Here is a 21,163-nt window from a genome sequence, read left to right as displayed (position 1 = left end):
GTCAGCGTGCGGGCGTACCGGTGCACTCTCAACCTCACCGGCAGACGGGCGTCGCACACCCTCAACACCGGTGTGCGGAAACGCGAACGCACGCGACACTCAATTCGGCCATTCGAAGAATTTGTCTCGCCGGCGGGACAGTGCAGAGGAAAGGTCGGCAATGGAATCGTCACCGCAGGTGGTCCACGAGCGAGGTGGGCGGGAAGAGACGCCGGAGCGACAGGACGGGCCCGCGGGCGCGTCGGCGTCACTGGCGCGGGAGATCGCACAGCTGTGGGGGGAGCACCTCGGCAGCCGTGATGTGGGTGTGGAGGACGACTTCTTCGCGCTCGGCGGCAACTCGCTGGCCGGCATCAAGATCATCGAACGGGTGCTGCTGGACCACGGCGTCCGCCTCTCCGTGCGCGACTTCTACCTCGCGGGCACCCCGACCAAGGTCGCCGAGCTGATCGAGCAGGGGAGGGCCGGGGCGTGAGGCTGACGCCGGGTCCCCCGCGCGACGTCGACCTCGACAGCGTCGACCTGTTCGACCTGGACCTCTACTCCACGGGCGACCCGCACTCGATCTGGGACGTGATGCGCGAGCGGGCGCCCCTGCACCACCAGGTCCTCCCCGACGGCCGGGAGTTCTGGTCGGTGACCCGCTACGAGGACGTCCGCCGGGTGCTCGGCGACCACCGGGAGTTCACCTCCGAACGCGGCACGGTCCCCACTCACCTGGGGACGGACGACGCCGCCGCCGGTGTGCTGATGACGTCCACCGACCCGCCCCGGCACACCGAGGTCCGCCGGCCGCTCAACGCCAAGCTCACCGCCCGGGCCGTACGGTCCTGGGAGGACAAGATCCGCGCGACGGTCCGCCGCTTCCTGGAGCCGGCGCTCGACGGCGGGACCTTCGACCTGGCCGAGCAGGCGCTGTTGCTCCCCGCGCTGGTCACCGGCCCGCTCCTCGGCATCCCCGAGAAGGACTGGGCGGAACTCGTCCAGCTCACCGCGATGGTGACGGCCCCCTCCGACCCGCACTTCCTGGTGGGCAGCGAGGCGGCGACCCTGGCCATCTCCCACCACGAACTGCTCAACTACGTCCGGGACTGGGCCACCACGCGGCGGGCGGACGGCGGCGAGGACGACAGCCTGCTGCACCACCTCATGAGCGTCCGCCCCGGAGGCGAGCCGCTGAGCGACGAGGAGATCGCCCTCGACGGCTACAGCATCCTGCTGGGCGCCAACGTGACGACCCCGCACACCGTCTCCGGCACCGTGCAGGCCCTCGTCGAACGGCCCGAGCAGTTCGCCAAGGCCCAGGCCGACCCGACGCTGATCCCCAACCTGGTCGAGGAAGGACTGCGCTGGACCTCGGCCGCCTGCAACTTCATGCGGTACGCGGTCGACGACATCCAGATCGGCGGGGGCACCATCCCGGCCCGCGGGGCGGTCGTCGCGTGGATCGGATCGGCCAACCGGGACGGGTCCGTCTTCCCCGACCCGCACACCTTCGACATCACGCGCGACGGCGCCAAGCGCCACGGCGCGTTCGGGTTCGGACCGCACTTCTGCATCGGGGCGCCCCTGGCCCGGATGACGCTGCGCATCTTCTTCGAGGAACTGCTCGAAGAGTTCGCGTCGATCGAGCTCGCCGGCGAACCGGAGCACCTGCGGTCCTACTTCATCGCCGGGATGACCCACATGCCCATCGCCGCCCAGAAACGACGGACGCCATGACATCCGGTCCCACCACCACCGCCGCCACCGGGTCGCCGTGGTTCGTGCGGCCGCCGTCCGCCGAGGCCGCCGCCCGGCTCTTCTGCCTCCCCTTCTCCGGTTCCGGGGCATCGGCCTTCAGCGCCTGGCCCACCGCCCTCGACGACGTCGAGGTCTGCCCGGTGCAGTTCCCCGGCCGCGAGAACCGGCTCGCCCACCCCCACTACGGCACCTACGAGAACCTCGCCGACGACCTCACCGAAGCGCTCGCACCGCTGCTGGATCGGCCGTACGCGCTCTTCGGGCACTGCGCGGGCGCCCTGCCCGCCTACGAGAGCGTGCTCCGGCTCGCCGCACTCGGCCTGCCCGCACCCCAGTGCCTCTTCGTGTCGGGCCAGCCCGCACCGCACGACGCCTCGCGCGACCGGATGCTCACCATGAGCGAGGCCGAACTGCGCGCCGAGGTGGAGGCGTTCATCCGTGGCCGGGGCATCGAGCCGCGTCCGGACATGGTCGAACTGGGCCTCATGGTGCTGCTGCGCGACCACGCCGCGGCGGGCGCGTACCGCAGGCAGGAGCCGACCCCGGTGCCCTGCCCCGTCGTCGTCCTGCACTGGCGGGACGACCCCGACGTGAGCCTCGACGACCTCCAGGGCTGGCGCCGGTACGCCGCCTCCGTCGACTTTCAAGTCGTTGACGGCGGCCACTACGACTTCATGGACGCGCCGGACGAACTGCTGAAGACGCTGACCCGCTGGCGGTGACAGCGGTGCAGCCCGTAACAGCCGTACGCCGAGGGAACCGGAAGGACATCACATGAGTGGCGCAGCCACCGACATTGCCGTCATCGGGATGTCGTGCCGCTTCCCCGGCGTGCACGGCCTGGACGCGTTCTGGCGCCTGCTGCTCGACGGGCGGTCGACCGTCGGCCGCTTCCCGGCGCACCGGACGGCCGACACGCACCGCACGTCCCCGCCCCACCCGGACGCCGACACGGTGAACGCGGGATCGTTCCTGGAGGCGATCGACGGGTTCGACGCGGAGTTCTTCGGCACGTCCCCGGGCGAGGCCGCCGCGATGGACCCCGTACAGCGGCTGGGACTCGAACTCGCCTGGGAGGCCGTCGAGGACGCCGGGCTCCCGGCGGCCACGCTCGCGGGCCGCGACATCGACGTCGTGGTCGGCGCCGCGCCCTCCGGGTACGACCTGCTGCGCAAGCTGTCCGGCAGCGACCGGGACGACCACTACGCCGCGCTCGGCTCGGCCGGCGCGCTGATCGCCAACCGGATCTCGAACCTCTTCGACGTCCGCGGCATGAGCTTCTGCGCCGACTCCGGCCAGTCCTCCTCCCTCGTCTCGCTCGCCCTGGCCTGCGACCGGATCCGCGCCGGCGCCGTCGACATGGCGCTCGCGGGCGGCGTGCACCTGATCGCCGACCCGGAGTCGGGCCTCGGCCTCGCGAACCTGGGCGCCCTGTCGCCGGCCGGGGACTGTTTCCCCTTCGACGAGCGGGCGGGCGGCTTCGTCCGCGGTGAGGGCGGGGCGTTCGTCCTGCTGAAGCGACTCGACCTCGCCGAGGCCGACGGCGACCACGTCTACGCGGTGGTGCGCGGCTGGGGCGTCGGCAGCGGCGGCGCCTCCTCCCGGATGCCCGACCCCAGCCCCGCCGGTCAGGCGACCGCCGTACTGTCCGCGCTGACGCGCTCGGCGGTCCCCTTCGACGGTGTCGACTACGTAGAGACCCACGGCACCGGCACCCGGCTCGGCGACCCGGCGGAGCTCGCCGGACTGCGCGAGGTGTTCCGGGAGACCGGCCGCGACCGCCCCCTGACGGTCGGCTCGGTGAAGGCGAACGTCGGGCACCTGGAGCCCGCCGCGGGCATCACCGGCTTCGTGAAGACCGCACTCTGCCTGGACCGCGCCCAGCTGGTCCCGCAGGTGAACTTCCGGTCCCCGAACCCGGCCGTACCCGACTTCGACAAGCACTTCGACGTGGTCCGGGCCGCGCGGCCCTGGCCGGGCACGCCCGAGCGGCCGCGGCGGGCGGGGGTGACGTCGATCGGCATGGGCGGCACCAACGCGCACGTCATCCTCGAACAGGCCCTCGAGACGCCGACGCGGACCGAGCCCCCTGCCACGGACGAGGGCCCGGCTGCCGTCACCGGCGTGCCCGGCGTGGTGCCGTGGGTGCTGTCGGCGCGGACGGAGCCGGCGTTGCGCGAACAGGCAGCGCGGCTGCGGGACTTCGTCGCCGCCGACGCGTCCCTGTCGACGGCCGACGTGGGGCACGCGCTGGTGTCGACACGGTCGACGTTCGAGCACCGGGCGGTGCTGCTGGGCGGGAGCCGTGACGAGGCACTGACCGGCCTCGGAGCACTGGCGGCGGGCGAGGAGCCGGCACGCGCGGTGCGCGGGACGGCCACGGCGCGGACCGGCCCGGTCGTCTTCGTGTTCCCCGGCCAGGGCTCGCAGTGGCTCGGCATGGGCCGGCGGCTGTACGCCGAGTCGGACGTCTTCGCGCGCTCGATCGACGCCTGCGCGCGGGCCCTTCAGCCCTATCTGGACTGGTCCCTCCTGGAGCTGATCACCGGCGCGGACACGGCACCGTCGCTGGACGGCGGCGACACCGTGGTGCAGCCGGCGCTGTTCGCGATGATGGTGTCCCTGGCCCGGGTCTGGGAGTCGCTGGGCGTGGTCCCCGACGCGGTGGTGGGCCACTCGCAGGGCGAGATCGCCGCGGCGTGCGCGTCGGGCGCGCTCGGCCTGGAGGACGCGGCGCGGGTCGTCGCCCTGCGCAGCCGGGTCCTGGCCGCCCTCGCCGGCCAGGGCGGGATGAGCGCGGTGGCCGAGCCCCTCACCCGGGTCGAGGACCGGCTGCGGCAGTGGCCCGGGCGGCTCTCGGTCGCCACGGTCAACGGACCGGCCTCCGTGGTCGTCTCCGGGGACCTCGAAGCGCTGGACGCGTTCGCCGCGTCGGCGGCCGAGGACGGCGTCCGGGTGCGCCGGCTCAAGGTCGCCTACGCGTCCCACTCCCACCAGGTCGAACGCATCCGCGACCAGGTGCTGGAGGCCACCTCGGGTGTCTCGCCGCGACGGACGGCGGTGGAGTTCCACTCCACGGTCACCGCGGAACGGCTCGACACCCGCCTGCTCGGCGGCTCGTACTGGTACGACAACCTGCGCTCGACGGTGCGGTTCGGCGAGGTCGTCGAGCACCTGATGCGCGAGCGCGGCGGCGTGTACGTGGAGGTCAGCCCGCACCCCGTGCTCCGGGTGGCGATGGAGGAGACCGCCGACGCGCTGGCCGACCCGCCGGTCGTCGCCAGCACCCTGCACCGGGACGACGGGAGCGCCGGCAACATCCTCGCGTCGCTGGCCGAACTGCACGTGCGCGGGGTGCCGGTGGACTGGGAGCCGGTGTTCGCCGGGCACCGGCCGCGCCGGATCGGCCTGCCGACCTACCCGTTCCAGCGCCGGCGGTACTGGCTGACCGCACCCGGCGTCGCGCACCCGGACCCCGCCACGCGGGCGGACGGACCGGGCACGCGCACCGCTCGCCTGGGCACGGAGTCCTTGGTCCTCGACGTCGTGTGCGCCGAGACGGCGGCGCTGCTGAGTGTGAAGGACCCGGACGTGACGGGCCCCGCTCTGGTGGCGCGGTCGGCCGAGACCTTCAAGGACCTGGGCTTCGACTCCTCGTCGGCCGTGGGACTGCGCAACCGGCTCACCGCGGTGACCGGGGTGCGGCTCCCGGCCACCGTCGCGTTCACCTATCCCAGCCCGCGCGCGCTCGCCGCCCACATCTTCTCCCTCCTCGAACCGGAGGTGCCCGAGGTGCCCGAGGCGCATGAGGCAGCCGAGGCAGCCGAGGCACCGGACGACGATCTGTACGCATTGATCGACCGCGGATACGTGTAGCCACATCTGTCTTCTTTTGAATCACCGTTGGGGGAGGTCCTGGTGGAGGACGTCGACAAGCTCCGCTCCTACCTGCGACGCGCCGTAGGCGACGCGCAGCAGCTGCGGGAGCGGGTCCGCGAGCTGGAGGAGTCCGCTCGCGAGCCCATCGCGGTCGTGGGCGTGGGGTGTCGCTTCCCCGGTGGGGCGACGACCCCCGAAGGGCTCTGGTCGGTCGTGTCCGGCGAGGTGGACGCGATCGGCGACTTCCCGTCGGACCGCGGGTGGGACCTGGAGGCGCTGTACTCCCCGGACCCGGAGACGCCCGGGACGACGTACACCCGCTCGGGTGGCTTCCTGTACGACCTGCCGGAGTTCGACGCGCCGTTCTTCGGCATCAGCCCGCGCGAGGCGCTGGCGATGGACCCGCAGCAGCGGCTGGTGCTGGAGACGTCGTGGGAGGCCCTGGAGCGGGCGGGCATCGACCCGGCCGCGCTGCGGGGGTCGGCCACCGGGGTATTCACCGGGCTCTACGGCGTCGACTACGGCCCCCGCACGGGCGGCGGGGCCGGCGGCGAGGTGGAGGGCTTCGCGGCCACCGGTACGTACACCAGCGTGGCCTCGGGCCGGGTGGCGTACACGCTGGGCCTGCACGGCCCGGCGGTGTCCACCGACACCGCGTGCTCGTCGTCGCTGGTCGCCGTCCACCAGGCCATGCGGTCCCTGCGGTCCGGGGAGTGCACGCTGGCGCTGGCCGGCGGGGTGTCGACGCTGTCCACGCCGGGTCTGCTCGTGGAGCTGGGCCGGCAGCGGGGCCTGTCGGCCGACGGACGGTGCCGGGCGTTCGCCGACGCGGCGGACGGCACCGGCTTCTCCGAGGGCGCCGGGATGCTGGTCCTGGAGCGCCTGTCGGACGCCCGTCGCAACGGACGCCGGATCCTAGCGGTCATCCGCGGCTCGGCCGTCAACCAGGACGGCGCGTCCAACGGCCTGACCGCGCCGAACGAACTGGCTCAGCGCCGGGTGATCCGGGCGGCCCTGGCCGATGCCGGGCTCCAGGGGGCCGACGTGGACGTGGTGGAGGCCCACGGCACCGGTACGAGGCTGGGCGACCCCATGGAGGCCGAGGCGCTGCTGGCCACCTACGGGCAGGACCGGGACGCGGACAAGCCGCTGTGGCTGGGTTCGTTGAAGTCGAACATCGGGCACACGCAGGCCGCCGCGGGTGTCGGCGGCATCATCAAGATGATCATGGCGATGTGGCACGGGGTCCTGCCCCGCACGCTGCACGTGGACCGTCCGTCGTCGCACGTGGACTGGTCGGCCGGCGCGGTCGAGCTGCTGACCGAGGCCAGGCAGTGGCCCGGCACACCGGAGCGCCCCCGCCGGGCCGGCGTCTCCAGCTTCGGCATCAGCGGCACCAACGCCCATCTCATCCTGGAGCAGGCTCCCGAGCACGCCGAGCAGGAGCCCGCCGACGCCGCCGGCCCGGTGCCGTGGGTGCTGTCGGCGCGCTCGGAGCAGGCGCTGCGCGCACAGGCGGCGCGGCTGCGGGACCTCGTCGCCGCCGACCCGTCGCTGTCGGCGGCCGACGTGGGGCGTTCGCTGGTGACGACCCGCTCGCTGTTCGAGCACCGCCAGGTCGTGCTCGGCACCGGGCGGGACGACCTGCTCGCCACCCTGTCCGCCGTCGCCGCCGGCGACGAGAACGGCGCGGTCTCCGCGCTCGCCGGTCCGGTCGGCCGTACCGTGTTCGTCTTCCCCGGCCAGGGCTCGCAGTGGGCCGGCATGGGGCGCGAACTGTGGGAGTCCTCCCCGGTGTTCGCCGAGCGGATGCGGGAGTGCGCCGACGCGCTGGCACCGTACGTGGACTGGTCCCTGCCCGACGTGCTCGGCGACGCCGAGGCACTCAAGCGCGTCGACGTCGTCCAGCCCGCCCTGTGGGCGGTGATGGTGTCGCTGGCCGAGCTGTGGCGCTCCTACGGCGTGGAGCCCGAGGCCGTCGTCGGCCACTCGCAGGGGGAGATCGCCGCCGCCTGTGTCGCCGGCGCCCTGTCCGTCGAGGACGCCGCGAAGGTGGTGGCGCTGCGGTCGAAGGCGATCCTGGCGCTGTCGGGACGCGGCGGCATGGTGTCCGTCGCGCTGCCCGCCCAGGAGGTCGCGGAGCGTCTCACGGACGGCCTGTCGATCGCGACGGTCAACGGACCCTCGTCCGTGGTGGTCTCGGGCGACGTCGCCGAACTCGACGCGCTGCTCGCCGCCTGCGAGAAGGACGACGTCCGGGCCCGCAAGGTCCCGGTGGACTACGCCTCGCACTCGGCGCACGTGGAGTCGATCCACGAGGAACTGGGGCGCGTGCTGACCGGACTTCAGCCGCGCCCGGCGAAGGTGCCGTTCTTCTCCACGGTGACGGCCGACTGGCTGGACACGACGACGCTGGACGCCGAGTACTGGTACACCAACCTGCGCCGCACGGTCCGCTTCGAGGAGGCGGTCAGGTCCCTGGCCGCACAGGGCTTCGGGTGCTTCGTCGAGGCGTCCCCCCACCCCGTCCTGACCATCGGTGTGGAGCAGACCCTGGACAGCGCGGGCGCCGAAGCCGTCGTCACGGGCACCCTGCGCCGCACCGAGGGCGGCCTCGCCCGCTTCCACCGCTCGGCGGCCGAGGCCTTCACGGCGGGCGTCGCGGTGTCGTGGGAGGCGGCCTTCCCGGGCACCGGAGGCCGGTTCGTCGACCTGCCCACGTACGCCTTCCAGCGGCAGCGCTACTGGATGAACGCACCCGCCGAGACCACCGCCGCCGGCACGTCGGACCACCCGCTGCTCGACGCCGTGATCGACCTGCCCGACGACGCGGAGCACGGCGGGATCGTGGGCAGCGGGCGCCTGTCGCCGGAGCGCCACCCCTGGCTCGCCGACCACGTGGTCCACGGCGCCGTCCTGGTACCGGCGGCGGTGCTGGCGGAGCTGGCGGTGTGGGCGGCGCACAAGGCGGGCTGCGACACCGTCGACGAACTGACCCTGGAGACCCCGCTGGTGCTGTCCCGGACGGCCGACCGCGAGATCCGCGTCGTCGTCGACGCCCGGCGGACGATCAGCGTGCACTCGCGCGGCGAGGGTGACGCCGGATGGACGCGCAACGCCGTCGGCGTCGCCGGAACCGGCGGCGCGGACACCGGCGAGGAGGAGAGCCTCGTCGCGTGGCCTCCCGCGGGCGCGGTCGGCGTCCCCTTCGAGGACGAGTACGTCAGGCTGTCCACCCTCGGATTCGCCCACGGGCCCCTGCTGCGCGGCCTCAAGCAGGTGTGGCGCCGCGACGACGTCCTGTACGCGGAGGTGGAACTGCCCGCGTCCGACGGCGCCGACCGCGGCGCGTTCCGGATCCACCCGGCCCTGCTCCACGCCGCGCTGCTCCCGCTCGGCCTCGGGCCGATCGTCGACGGCGACCGGCCCGAGGGCTGGCTGCCGTACCGCTGCACGGGTCTGCGCGTCGGCTCCACCGGGCCGGCCGCGCTGCGCGTCCGCCTCGCGCCCGCCGGGGAGAACGCCCTGTCCCTCACCCTCGCCGACCAGGACGGCACCCCGGCCGGCGGCATCGCGTCGCTGAGCCTGGCGCCCACCGACGTCACGCAGCTGACCGAGCTGGGCTTCGACCACCAGGACTCCCTTTTCCGGCTGGACTGGGTCCCCGTCCCGGTCCCGTCCGGCGGGGACGGCAGCCCGTACGCGGTGCTGGACCCGGGCGCCCCGGGCACCCCCTTCGGGGAATCCGACACCGTCACCGCGGCCCCGGGACGGGACGCGGCGGTCTTCACCGACCTCGCGGAACTCGCCGCGTCCGACGGGGAGATACCCCCCGTCGTCATCGCCGCCCTCGACGGGGCCGGCGCGGACGGCGACGACACGCCCGCCGCCGTCGAGCGCGCCCTCCACCGCGTGCTGCGCTGGACACGGGAGTGGCTCACCGAGGACCGGTTCTCCGACGCGCGCCTGGTCGTCGTGACGCGGGACGCGGTCCACGACGGCCGGCACCCCCGCACCGACCCGGCGGCGGCCGCCGTCTGGGGGTTCGTGCGCACCGCGCAGACCGAGAACCCCGGCCGCTTCACCCTCGTGGACACCGACGGCCTGCCCGCCTCCCTGGCCCGCGTGGCGGCCGCGGCCGCCACCGGTGAGGCCCAGCTCAAGATCCGCGACGGCCAGGTCAGCGTCCCGCACCTGGTCCACGCATCCGACCCGGCCCCGGCCCTCGACACCGCCCCGGCCCCCGATACAGCCCCGGCACCCGACACGGCCCCGGGCCACGACGCCGCCGACGGCACGTCGTCCGCGCTCGGCACCGGCACGGTCCTGGTCACCGGCGGCACCAGCGGCCTGGGCGCCAAGCTGGCCCGGCACCTCGTGGCACGGCACGGCGTGCACCGGCTGCTGCTCACCAGCAGGCGCGGACCGGCGGCCCCGGAGGCGGCGGCGCTGCGGGAGGAACTCGCCGACGCGGGCGCCCACGTCGACGTCGTCGCCTGCGACGTCACCAGCCGTGACTCCGTCGCCGCACTGATCGCCTCCGTCCCGGCCGCGCACCCGCTCACGGCCGTGATCCACTGCGCGGGCGTGCTCGACGACGGCGTCGTCCAGACGCTCACCGAGGACCGCGTGGACGCGGTCCTCGCGCCCAAGGTGCGCGGCGCCTGGCACCTGCACGAGCTGACCGCCCACCTCGACCTGTCCGCGTTCGTGCTGTTCTCCTCCGTCGCGAGCGTGCTTGGCACCGCCGGACAGGCCAACTACGCGGCGGCCAACGCCTTCCTCAACGGCCTCGCCGAGACCCGCCACGCCACCGGGCTGGCGGCCGCCTCGCTGTGCTGGGGCTTCTGGGCGGAACGCAGCGAGATGGTCGCCGACCTCGTCGACACGGACCTCGTGCGCCTGCGGCGCCAGGGCGTGCTGCCGATGTCGTCGCAGGAGGGGCTCGCCCTCTTCGACGCGGCGCTCACCCTGGACGAACCGGTGCTCGTGCCCGCCCGGCTGAGCCTCCCGGCGCCCGGCGCGGCGTCGCCGCTCCTGCGCGACCTGTCCGGCGCGCCCGGCGGACCCGGCGGCCCGGCACACCCGAACACCGCCGCCGGCGGACTCGCCCAGCGGCTGGCGTCCCTGCCGCCCCACGAGGCCCAGGCGGCGCTGCTCACCGCCGTCCGCGAGCAGACCGCCCTCGTCCTCGGCCACCCCGACACCGGGCGGATCAGCCCCACCGCCGCGTTCAAGCAACTGGGCATCGACTCGCTCACCGCGCTGGAGCTGCGCAACAAACTCGCGGCGGTGACCGGCCTGAAGCTGCCCACCACCCTCGTCTTCGACCACCCGAACCCGAGCGCCCTCGCCCGGTTCCTGAGCGAGAGCATCGCCCCCGAACCGGCGGCCGTCCCGGCATCACCGGCCGGACTCCTGGTCAAGGAGATCGAAGGACTGGGCGCCCGCCTGGAGGACGCGTTCCTCGACCTCGAAGGGGCGGACCAGGCGGCCATCTCCACACTGCTCGGCGAACTGCAGGGACGGGTCCGTTCGATGGCGAGCGCCGCGGCACCGGCCGGCATCGCCGACCAGATCACCTCGGCATCGGCGGGAGAGCTTCTCGCGCTGCTGGACCAAGAGCTCGGCTAGGGGAGAACGATGACCAACGACAACAACGCCGATGTTCTCGAGTACCTGAAGCGGACATCGATCGAGCTGCTCGAAACGCGCAAGCGCCTCCAGGAGGTGACGGAGGCCGCCGCAGAACCCATCGCCGTCGTGGGCGTCGCCTGCCGCTTTCCGGGCGGCGCCGCGTCCCCGGAGGCCCTGTGGGAGCTGGTGCGGGCGGGCGCGGACGTCATGTCGGACTTCCCCGACGACCGCAACTGGGACCTGGAGAACCTGTACGACCCGGATCCCGACCGGCCGGGCAGCTGCTATGCCCGCTCGGGCGGCTTCCTCTACGACGCGGGCGACTTCGACGCCGACTTCTTCGGCATCAACCCGCGCGAGGCGCTGGCCGCCGACCCGCAGCAGCGGCTGCTCCTGGAGACCTCGTGGGAGTCCCTGGAGCGAGCCGGCATCGACCCGGAGAAGCTGCGCGGCAGCGACACCGGCGTGTTCGCCGGCCTCGCCTACTTCGGCTACGGCAACCACTTCACCACCCCCGAGGCCATCTCGGGCTACGCGCAGACCGGTTCCCTGCTGAGCGTGGCCTCGGGCCGGGTGTCGTACACGCTGGGTCTGGAGGGCCCGGCCGTGTCCACGGACACCGCGTGCTCGTCGTCGCTGGTCGCGGTGCACCAGGCGGTGCAGTCGCTGCGGCAGGGCGAATGCGGCCTGGCCCTGGCCGGCGGCGTCACCGTCGTGGGCATGCCGCAGGTGTTCCGGGAGTTCTCGCGGCAGCGGGGCCTGTCCGCCGACGGACGCTGCAAGGCGTTCGCCGACGCGGCCGACGGCACCGGCTTCGCCGAGGGCGTCGGCATGCTGGTCCTGGAGCGCCTGTCGGACGCGCGGCGCAACGGGCGCCGGATCTGGGCGGTCATCCGCGGCTCGGCCGTCAACCAGGACGGCGCGTCCAACGGCCTGACCGCGCCGAACGGACCGTCCCAGCAGCGCGTCATCCGGGCGGCGCTGGCCAACGCCCGGCTCCAGGCGGCCGACGTGGACGCGGTGGAGGCCCACGGCACCGGTACGACGCTCGGCGACCCCATCGAGGCGCAGGCGCTGCTGGCCACCTACGGGCAGGACCGCGAGCCGGACAAGCCGCTGTGGCTGGGCTCGCTGAAGTCGAACATCGGGCACACGCAGGCCGCCGCCGGTGTCGGCGGCATCATCAAGATGATCATGGCGATGCGGCACGGAGTCCTGCCCCGCACGCTGCACGTGGACCGCCCCTCCACCCACGTGGACTGGACGGCCGGCGCGGTGGAACTGCTGACCGAGGCCAGACAGTGGCCCGGTACACCCGGCCGCCCCCGCCGGGCCGGCGTCTCCAGCTTCGGGGCCAGCGGCACCAACGCCCACCTCATCCTCGAAGAGGCCCCCGAGCCCGAACCGGCCGCCGACACCGCCGGGACCGGGCAGCCGGCCGCCACCACCGACCCCACCGACCCCGCACCGGCCGCCATCGGCGGCCCCGTGCCGTGGGTGCTGTCCGCGCGCTCGCCCCAGGCGCTGCGCGCGCAGGCCGACAAGCTGCGCGCGTTCGTCGCCGCCGACCCCGACGCGGACCTCGCCGACATCGGCGCCTCGCTGGTGTCGACCCGGTCGTCGTTCGAGCACCGCGCGGTTGTCGTGGGCCGCGACCGCGACGACCTGCTGAACGCCCTCACGGCGCTCGGCGACGGCGACGAATCCCCCGCCGTCGTACGGGGCGAGGCCGGTGAACCCGGCGAGCGCGTCTTCCTGTTCCCGGGCCAGGGCGCCCAGTGGACCGGCGTCGCGCGGGAGCTGTACGACACCTTCCCCGTCTTCGCGCGGACCCTCGACGAGGTCTGCCGGCACTTCGACGCCCACCTCCCCTTCGCCCTGAAGCCCCTGCTCCTCGCCGACGAGCCCGAGGGACGCGGACGCACCGACGTCATGCAGCCGGCGCTGTTCGCCCTCCAGGTCGCCCTGTACCGGCTCCTCACCCGGTACACCCCCCGGCCCGACCGCCTGATCGGCCACTCCGTCGGCGAGATCGCCGCCGCCCACGTCTCCGGCGTCCTCGACCTCGACACCGCGACCCGGCTCGTCGCCGCCCGCGGACGCGTCATGCAGGCCGTCACCGAGCCCGGCGCCATGCTCGCCGTACGCGCCCCGCTCGCCGAGGCCGAGACGCTGCTCGCCCCGTACACCCGGGTCGGTCTCGCCGTCGTCAACGGACCCGAGTCGGTGGTGCTCGCGGGCCTGCGCGACGAGGTCCACGACCTGCGCGACCGGCTCGTCGCCGACGGCAGGTCCGCGAAGCTGCTCCCGGTCGACCACGCCTTCCACTCCCCGCTCATGGACTCCGTCCTGGACGAGTTCGCCCAGGCCCTCGGCGCGCTGCCCGCCGACGGCGAGCTGTCGGTCCCGATCGTGTCGACGCGCCTGGGCCGCGAGGCCACGCTCGAGGAGCTGACGTCCGTCGAGCACTGGGTGCGGCACGTGCGCGAGCCCGTGCGCTTCCACGACGCGGTGGAGCGGGCCCGCGAGGCGGGAGCGGACGTCTTCGTCGAGGTCGGTCCGGGCTCCACGCTTGCCGGCCTCCTCAAGGACGCCTTCGCCGGCCAGGGCGTCGACGACGCGGTGGTCCTCTCCACGTCGCGCAAGGGCCGCGGGCCGGCCGACGCGCTGACCGGCGCGCTCGCCGGGCTCCACGTACGGGGTGTGCCGGTGGACTGGACCGCTCTGTTCGGGCCGCGCCCGCCGGTCGACCTTCCGACATACGCGTTCCAGCGGCAGCGGTACTGGATGGACTTCCTCGCCGGACAGCGCTCCGCGGACGTCACCTCGGCCGGCCTGTCGGCCCCCGGCCACCCCCTTCTGAGCGCCGTGGTGGAGCACCCCGGCACCGACGAGGTGGTCTTCACCGACCTGTGGTCCCTGCGCACCCACGACTGGATCGCCGACCACGCCGTGTTCGGCGCGGTCGTCGTCCCGGCCACCGCCTACCTGGACCTGGCGCTGTCGGCGGGCGAGCACGTCGGGTGCGGCACGGTCGAGGAACTGACCCTGGCCGTACCCCTGATCCTGCCCGACACCGGCGACGTGCGCGTACGGGTCGCCGTCGGCGCGGCGGACGAGACCGGCCGCCGCTCGCTGGAGGTGTACGCGCGTCCCGGCGAGGACGGCCCGGCGGAGGGCGGCTGGACCCGCCACGCGGCGGGCACCCTGTCACCGGACACGCCGGCCGCCGACGCCGACGACACCCGTGCGCTCGCCGCGTGGCCGCCGGCCGGGGCGGAGCGGGTCGGCATCGAGGACCTCTACGACTCCTTCACCGACGCCGGCTTCGACTACGGCCCGGCGTTCCGCGGGCTGCGCGAGGTCTGGCGCCGCGGCGACGACCTGTTCGCCCTCGCCACCCTGCCCGAGAGCGCCGAGGTGGCCGGCGCCGGGTTCACCCTGCACCCGGCGCTGATGGACACCGTCCTGCACGCGGCCGTGGCCGGCGGAGCCGTCCCGGTGACGGGCGGCCAGGGCTGGATGCCCTTCTCGTGGTCCGGCGTCCACGCGCCCGGCGCGTGCGGCGCGACCGTACGCGTCCGGCTCCACGCCGCCGCCGAGGGCGTCGTGTCCCTGACCCTCGCCGACGAGCGCGGCCGCCGCGTCGCGCACGTCGAGGCGCTGACGTTCCGCCCCGCCAGCGCCGAGCAGGTGCACGCGGCGCACGGCGGACAGCAGCGGTCGCTGTACGAACCGCACTGGCGGTCGGCCCGGCAGGGCGAGGGCGAGACCCACCGCGGGCCGTGGGGCGTACTCGGCGCGAAGGACGGGCAGGCCGCCCGCCTCGCCGCAGCCGACGACGCACGCGCCGTCCTCCACGAGTCCCTCGACGAGGTGCTCCGGACAGAGGCGCAGGCGCCCCGGCACCTCATCCTGTGCCTGGACGACATCGTCACCGACGGCCCCGACCCGCTCACCGCGGCCGCGAACGCCGACAAGCACGTCCTCGCCCTCCTCCAGCGCTTCCTCGCCGAGGAACCGCTCGCCGACTCCACCCTGGTCGTCCTCACCCGCCTGGCCCAGGACACCGGTACGGGCGAGAGCGTCGAGAGCCTGCCCGGCGCGTCCGTGTGGGGCCTGGTCCGTTCCGCCCAGACCGAGCACCCCGGCAGGTTCCGGCTGCTGGACATCGACGACGAGGAAACCTCCCGCTCCCGCCTCGCGGACGCCCTCGCCCTCCCCGAGGACCAGCTCGCCCTGCGCGACGGCACGGCCCTCGTCCCCCGCCTCGCGCCGGCCGCACCCGCGGACCACCGCATCGAGCCTCCGGCCGACGGCACCCACCGCCTCGGCATCCCGAACAAGGGAACCCTGGAGAACCTGACCTGGGTGCCCTGCCCCGAGGTGAACGAGCCCCTGACGAGCGGGCAGGTCCGCATCGCCGTACACGCCGCCGGGCTCAACTTCCGCGACGTCACCATCGCCCTGGGCCTGATCGACCGTACGGCCATCGACGCCGGGCTCGGCAGCGAGGGCGCCGGAGTCGTCCTCGAAGTCGCCGACGACGTGACCGGCTTCGCGCCGGGCGACCGGGTGACCGGCATCTTCTCCGGTGCCTTCGGCCCCGTGGCCGTCGCCGACCACCGCATGCTCGTACCCGTCCCGGACGGCTGGAGCTACGCCGAGGCCGCGTCCATGCCGTGCACCTTCCTCACCGCCTACTACGCGCTCTTCCGCGCCACCGAGCTGGAGAAGGGACAGCGGATCCTGGTCCACGCCGCGGCCGGTGGCGTCGGCATGGCCGCCGTCCAGCTCGCCCGGGACGTCGGCGCCGAGGTCTACGCCACCGCCAGCCCGGCCAAGTGGCCCGCCCTGCGCGCCCTGGGCATCGACGACGCGCACCTGGCGTCCTCGCGCGACCTGGAGTTCGCCGGGAAGTTCCTGGAATCCACCGGCGGGCGCGGTGTGGACGTCGTCCTCAACTCCCTCGCGCACGACTTCGTCGACGCCTCCCTGACCCTGCTGCCCGGCGGCGGCACGTTCCTGGAGATGGGCAAGACCGACATCCGCGACCCCCAGCGGGTGGCGGCCGACCACCCCGGAGTCGCGTACCGGGCGTTCGACCTCTACGCGTCCGGCCCGGACACGATCCACGCCATGTTCCAGGAGGTCATGGCCCTGTTCGCCGACGGACGGGTGCGGCTGAGCCCGGTCTCCGTGCGTCACATCCGCGACGCGCGCGGCACTTTCCGCGAGATGAGCCAGGGCCGCCACGTCGGCAAGCTGGTCTTCGAACTGGGCGACACCCTCGGCGGCGGCACGGTGCTGGTCACCGGCGGGACCGGCGGCGTCGGCTCGGTCGTGGCGCGGCACCTCGTCGCCGAACGCGGTGTGCGCAGCCTCGTCCTGGCCGGCCGCCGGGGCACGGCGGCCGACGGCGTCACCGAACTGGTCGCGGACCTGGAGGGCGCGGGCGCCACCGTCCGGGTCGTGGCCTGCGACGTCGCGGACCGGGCCGCGGTGGCCGGCCTGCTCGCCGACATGCCGCCCCGGTACCCGCTGACGGCCGTCGTCCACGCGGCCGGCACCCTGGCCGACGGCACCGTGGAGTCGCTGACCGCCGAGAGCCTCGACCACGTCCTGGCCGCCAAGGCCCGCGGCGCGGTCAACCTGCACGAACTGACCCGGGACCGCCCCCTGTCGGCGTTCGTCCAGTTCTCCGCCCTCGCCGGCACCCTCGGCACCGCCGGACAGGCCAACTACGCCGCCGCCAACGCCTTCCTGGACGGTCTGGCGGCGCGGCGCAGGGCGTCCGGCCTGCCCGGCACCTCGCTGTGCTGGGGCTGGTGGGAACAGAGCAGCGGCATGACCGGGGACCTGGACCAGGCCGACCTCTCCCGGCTGCGGCGGATGGGCATCGCCCCGATGCCGACCGCCGAGGCACTTGCCCTGTTCGACGCGGCGTGCGTCCTCGACAAGCCGGTCCTCGTGCCGGCCCGGGTGGACGTCGCCGCGCTGCGGGGCAGGACCGGCGGTGACGTGCCGCCGCTGCTGCGCGACCTCGCCGACGGCGGCCGCCCGCGCCGCGACCGGGCGAACACCGCCGGGGACGGCGGCTCCCAGGGCCTGGCCGCCAGGCTGGCAGCCCTGCCGGCCGACGAGGCGGAGGCGGCCGTCCTGGACTGGGTCCGCGACCAGGTCGCCGTCGTGCTCGGACACCCCTCCGGCGCGGCCGTCAACGTGGACCAGGCGTTCACCCAGCTCGGATTCGACTCGCTGACCTCCGTCGAACTGTGCAACCGCCTGGCCTCCTCGACCGGCCTGCGCCTGCCGACCACCCTCGTCTTCAGCTACCCGACCCCGCGTGAGCTGAGCGAGCACCTGCACGGCCTGCTGCGCCCGGCCGCGGACACCGGCACGGACGCTGACGGGGACGAGGACGCGCGGATCCGGGAAGCGCTGCGGAACGTGTCGGTCGACAGCCTGCGCGCCGCCGGCCTCCTGGACCTGGTCCTGGCCTGCGCGGACACCCCGCACCCGGCGGACGACGGCACGCCCGCGGCGGACGCGGACGCGGGCGTTGACGAACTGACCGACCTGGACCTGGAAGCACTGGTCGACCTGGCCTTGGACGAGAAGAGGTAAGTGACATGACCAACTCCGCGGATCGCACAGCGGACGGCGCGGACCGGGTCCAGCGGGCGCTCCGCACGCTGCTGGAGGAGCGCGACCGCCTCCGGCAGGAGAACGAGGCCATGAAGGCCGGCCGCGGCGAGCCCATCGCCGTGGTGGCCATGGCGTGCCGCTACCCGGGCGGCGTGTCCTCGCCCGAGGACCTGTGGGGCGTGGTGCGCGGCGGCCTGGACGTCGTGGACGACTTTCCGAAGGACCGCGGCTGGCGCGACGTGTACGACCCCGACCCCGACGCCGCCGGCAGCTCGCACACCCGCCAGGGCGGGTTTCTGAGCGACGTGGCGGGCTTCGACGCCGAGTTCTTCGGCATCAGCCCGCGCGAGGCGCTCGCGGTCGACCCGCACCACCGCCTGCTGCTGGAGACGTCCTGGGAGGTCTTCGAACGGGCCGGCATCGTCCCCGCCGACGTGCGCGGCGCCGACGTCGGCGTCTTCTCCGGCGTCAGCTCCTCCGAGTACGGCTGGCGCTTCCTGGACAACAGCCCCGAGGAACTGGAGGGCTACCTGCTGTACGGCAGCGCGCTGAGCGTCGCCTCCGGCAGGGTGGCGTACCAACTGGGCCTGACGGGACCCGCGGTGTCCGTGGACACGGCGTGCTCGTCGTCCCTGGTGGCCCTGCACATGGCGGTGCAGTCCCTGCGGTCGGGGGAGTGCTCCCTCGCGCTGGCGGGCGGCGCGTCGGTCATCTCGACGCCCGCGATGTTCGTGGAGTTCTCCCGGCTGGGCGCCCTGTCGGCGGGCGGCCGCTGCAAGGCCTTCGCCGACGGCGCCGACGGCACCGGCTGGGCCGAGGGCGTCGGCGTCCTGCTGCTGGAGCGGCTGTCCGACGCCCGCCGCAACGGCCACCCGGTGCTGGCCGTCGTCCGCGGCAGCGCGGTCAACCAGGACGGGGCCAGCAACGGCCTGACCGCCCCCAACGGCCGCGCCCAGGAGAAGGTGATCCGCAAGGCACTGGCCAACGCCGGCGTCGCCCCGGGCGAGGTCGACCTGGTCGAGGCCCACGGCACCGGAACCGTCCTGGGCGACCCCATCGAGGCGGGCGCGGTGCTCGCCGCCTACGGGCAGGGCCGGGCCGAGGACCGGCCGCTGTGGCTGGGGTCGCTGAAGTCGAACCTCGGGCACGCCATGGCCGCCGCCGGCGTTGGCGGCGTCATCAAGACCGTGATGGCCCTGCGCCACGGGTACCTCCCGAAGACCCTGCACGTGGACGCGCCCACCTCGCACGTCGACTGGTCCTCCGGCGACGTCGAACTGCTCGTCGAGGGCCGCGAGTGGACCCGCGCCGACGCTCCCCGGCGGGCCGGGGTGTCGTCCTTCGGCGTCAGCGGCACCAACGCGCACGTCGTCCTGGAGGAGGGACCGCCCGAGGAGCGGGTGGACGAGGAGCGGGCGGACGAGGACGGGCCCGGGGCGGGCGTCGTCGGCAGACTCGTGCCGTGGGTGGTGTCGGGCCGGAGCGCGGCGGCCCTGCGGGCGCAGGCGGGCAGGCTCCGCGACATCGCCGCCGCCGGCACGGACCTGGACCTCGCCGGCGTCGGCTGGTCCCTGGTGTCGGGCCGGTCGGCGTTCGAGCACCGCGCGGTGGTGCTCGGCCGCGACCAGGACGAGCTGCTGAACGGTCTGACGGCGCTCGGCGACGGCGCGGAGTCCGCCGCCGTGGTGAGCGGCGTCGCCGCCGGCACGGGCCCGGTCGCTTTCGTGTTCCCCGGCCAGGGCTCGCAGTGGGTCGGCATGGGACGCCAGTTGTACGACGCCTTCCCGGTCTTCGCCGAGTCCCTGGACGCGTGCGCCGACGCCCTGGCCGAGTGGGTCGACTGGTCGCTGCTCGACGTGGTGCGCGGCGTGGAGGGGGCACCGGACCTGGACCGGGTGGACGTGGTCCAGCCGGCGCTGTTCTCCGTGATGGTGTCCATGGCCGCCCTGTGGCGGTCCTGGGGAGTGGAGCCGGCCGCGGTGGTCGGACACAGCCAGGGCGAGATCGCCGCCGCGTACGTGTGCGGCGCACTGTCCCTGCGGGATGCCACCCGGGTCGTGGCGCTGCGCAGCAAGGCCCTCGTGGACCTGATCGGCCACGGCGGCATGGCATCGGTCGCCGAGTCCGCCGACGTCGTGGCGGAACGCCTCGCTCCGTGGGAGGGGAGGGTCAGCGTCGCCGTCGTCAACGGCCCACGCTCCGTGGTGGTGTCCGGCGAACCGGACGCGCTCGACGAGTTCGTCGAGAAGATGAAGGCCGACGGCGCCCAGGCCCGGCGGATATCCGTCGACTACGCCTCCCACTCCCACCACGTGGCCCGGGTCCGCGACCAGGTGACCGCCGCGCTGTCCGGCGTCAGCCCCAGCACCTCGAAGCTGCCGTTCTACTCGACCCTGTACGGCGAGAAGACCGACACCGCACGGCTGGACGCCGGTTACTGGTACGACAACCTGCGCGAGAAGGTCGTCTTCGAGACGTCCGTGCGGCGGCTGGCCGAGGACGGCTTCCGGGTGTTCGTGGAGATGAGCCCGCACCCCGTGCTGACCGTCCCGGTGCAGGAGACCGTCGAGGACGTGGCCGACGCGCTGGTCCTGTCGTCGACGCGACGGGACCGGGACGAGGTGGAGGCCGTCCTCGGCTCGCTGGCCCAGTTCCACGTCCACGGCGGGTCCGTCGACTGGTCCGCCCTGTTCACCACCCGCCGCCGGGTGGACCTGCCGACGTACGCGTTCCAGCGGCGGCGGTACTGGCTGAACCCCGCGCACACCGCGCCCACCGCGCAGCTGCCCGCGACGGAGCAGCCCCCCGCCGACGACGACACCCTCGTCCCCCTGTCGGAGCGGATCGCCGGCCTGGGCGACGACGACGCCCGCGCCCTCGTCCTCGACCACGTCCTGGAACGGGTCGCCCTCGTCCTCGGGCACTCCGCCGACCAGGTGGTCGACCCCGACGAGGAGGTCCTGAAGATGGGCTTCGACTCGATGCTCTCGGCGGAGCTGAGCAAACGCCTCACCGCGTCCACCGGGCTCAGACTGCGGGCGAACATGGTGCTGCGGCACCCGACCCCTCGCCTGATCGCCGAGCACGTCACGACCTCGCTGGCGGGCGGCGGCACCCGCTGAACGACCGCGCCACGGTGAACCCCGAGCCCCGGGGCGGGGGGGGGGGGGGGGGGGGGGGGGGGGGGGGGTGCGGGGGGGGGGGGGGGGGGGGGGGGGGGGGGGGGGGGGGGGGGGGGGGGGGGGGTGGTGTGTGG

6 protein-coding genes and 1 pseudogene are annotated in these 21,163 nt (G+C 74.4%); all 7 read left to right on the top strand.

Features of this window, described 5'->3' with window-relative positions; all coding sequences use genetic code 11:
• Nucleotides 1-160: 160 nt before the first annotated feature.
• The 7 genes and pseudogenes from ACZ5TL_RS35170 (at nt 161) to ACZ5TL_RS35140 (ending at nt 21,029) form a co-directional block, all read left to right on the top strand.
• Nucleotides 161-475, top strand: a complete 315-nt coding sequence (locus tag ACZ5TL_RS35170) for a phosphopantetheine-binding protein (RefSeq protein WP_468594845.1) — start codon at nt 161-163, stop codon at nt 473-475.
• Complete coding sequence (locus ACZ5TL_RS35165; RefSeq protein ID WP_468594844.1) at nt 472-1,722, top strand: cytochrome P450; 1,251 nt, start codon at nt 472-474, stop codon at nt 1,720-1,722. The genes ACZ5TL_RS35170 and ACZ5TL_RS35165 overlap by 4 nt, the downstream gene beginning before the upstream one ends.
• Entirely contained in the window at nt 1,719-2,465 is a 747-nt protein-coding gene (locus ACZ5TL_RS35160) for a thioesterase II family protein (RefSeq protein WP_468594843.1), read from the top strand. The genes ACZ5TL_RS35165 and ACZ5TL_RS35160 overlap by 4 nt, the downstream gene beginning before the upstream one ends.
• Before the next feature lie 52 nt (nt 2,466-2,517).
• On the top strand, nt 2,518-5,619 hold the full coding sequence (locus ACZ5TL_RS35155) for a type I polyketide synthase (protein WP_468594842.1): 3,102 nt from the start codon (nt 2,518-2,520) through the stop codon (nt 5,617-5,619).
• A 72-nt stretch (nt 5,620-5,691) separates the two neighbouring features.
• Nucleotides 5,692-11,256 (top strand): annotated as a pseudogene (locus tag ACZ5TL_RS35150) (type I polyketide synthase); the annotation flags it as partial.
• 9 nt (nt 11,257-11,265) lie between these two features.
• Nucleotides 11,266-17,886 carry a type I polyketide synthase gene (locus tag ACZ5TL_RS35145; RefSeq protein ID WP_468594841.1) on the top strand — a complete coding sequence of 2,207 codons (6,621 nt, stop codon included), beginning with the start codon at nt 11,266-11,268 and terminating at the stop codon, nt 17,884-17,886.
• A gap of 5 nt (nt 17,887-17,891) precedes the next feature.
• Nucleotides 17,892-21,029, top strand: a complete 3,138-nt coding sequence (locus tag ACZ5TL_RS35140; protein ID WP_468594840.1) for a type I polyketide synthase — start codon at nt 17,892-17,894, stop codon at nt 21,027-21,029.
• Nucleotides 21,030-21,163: the final 134 nt, after the last annotated feature.

This window comes from Streptomyces sp. NPDC033136 (genome assembly GCF_055578235.1).
Note: the sequence above shows the minus strand (reverse complement) of the source record. Positions and strands in the feature narration are given on the sequence as shown.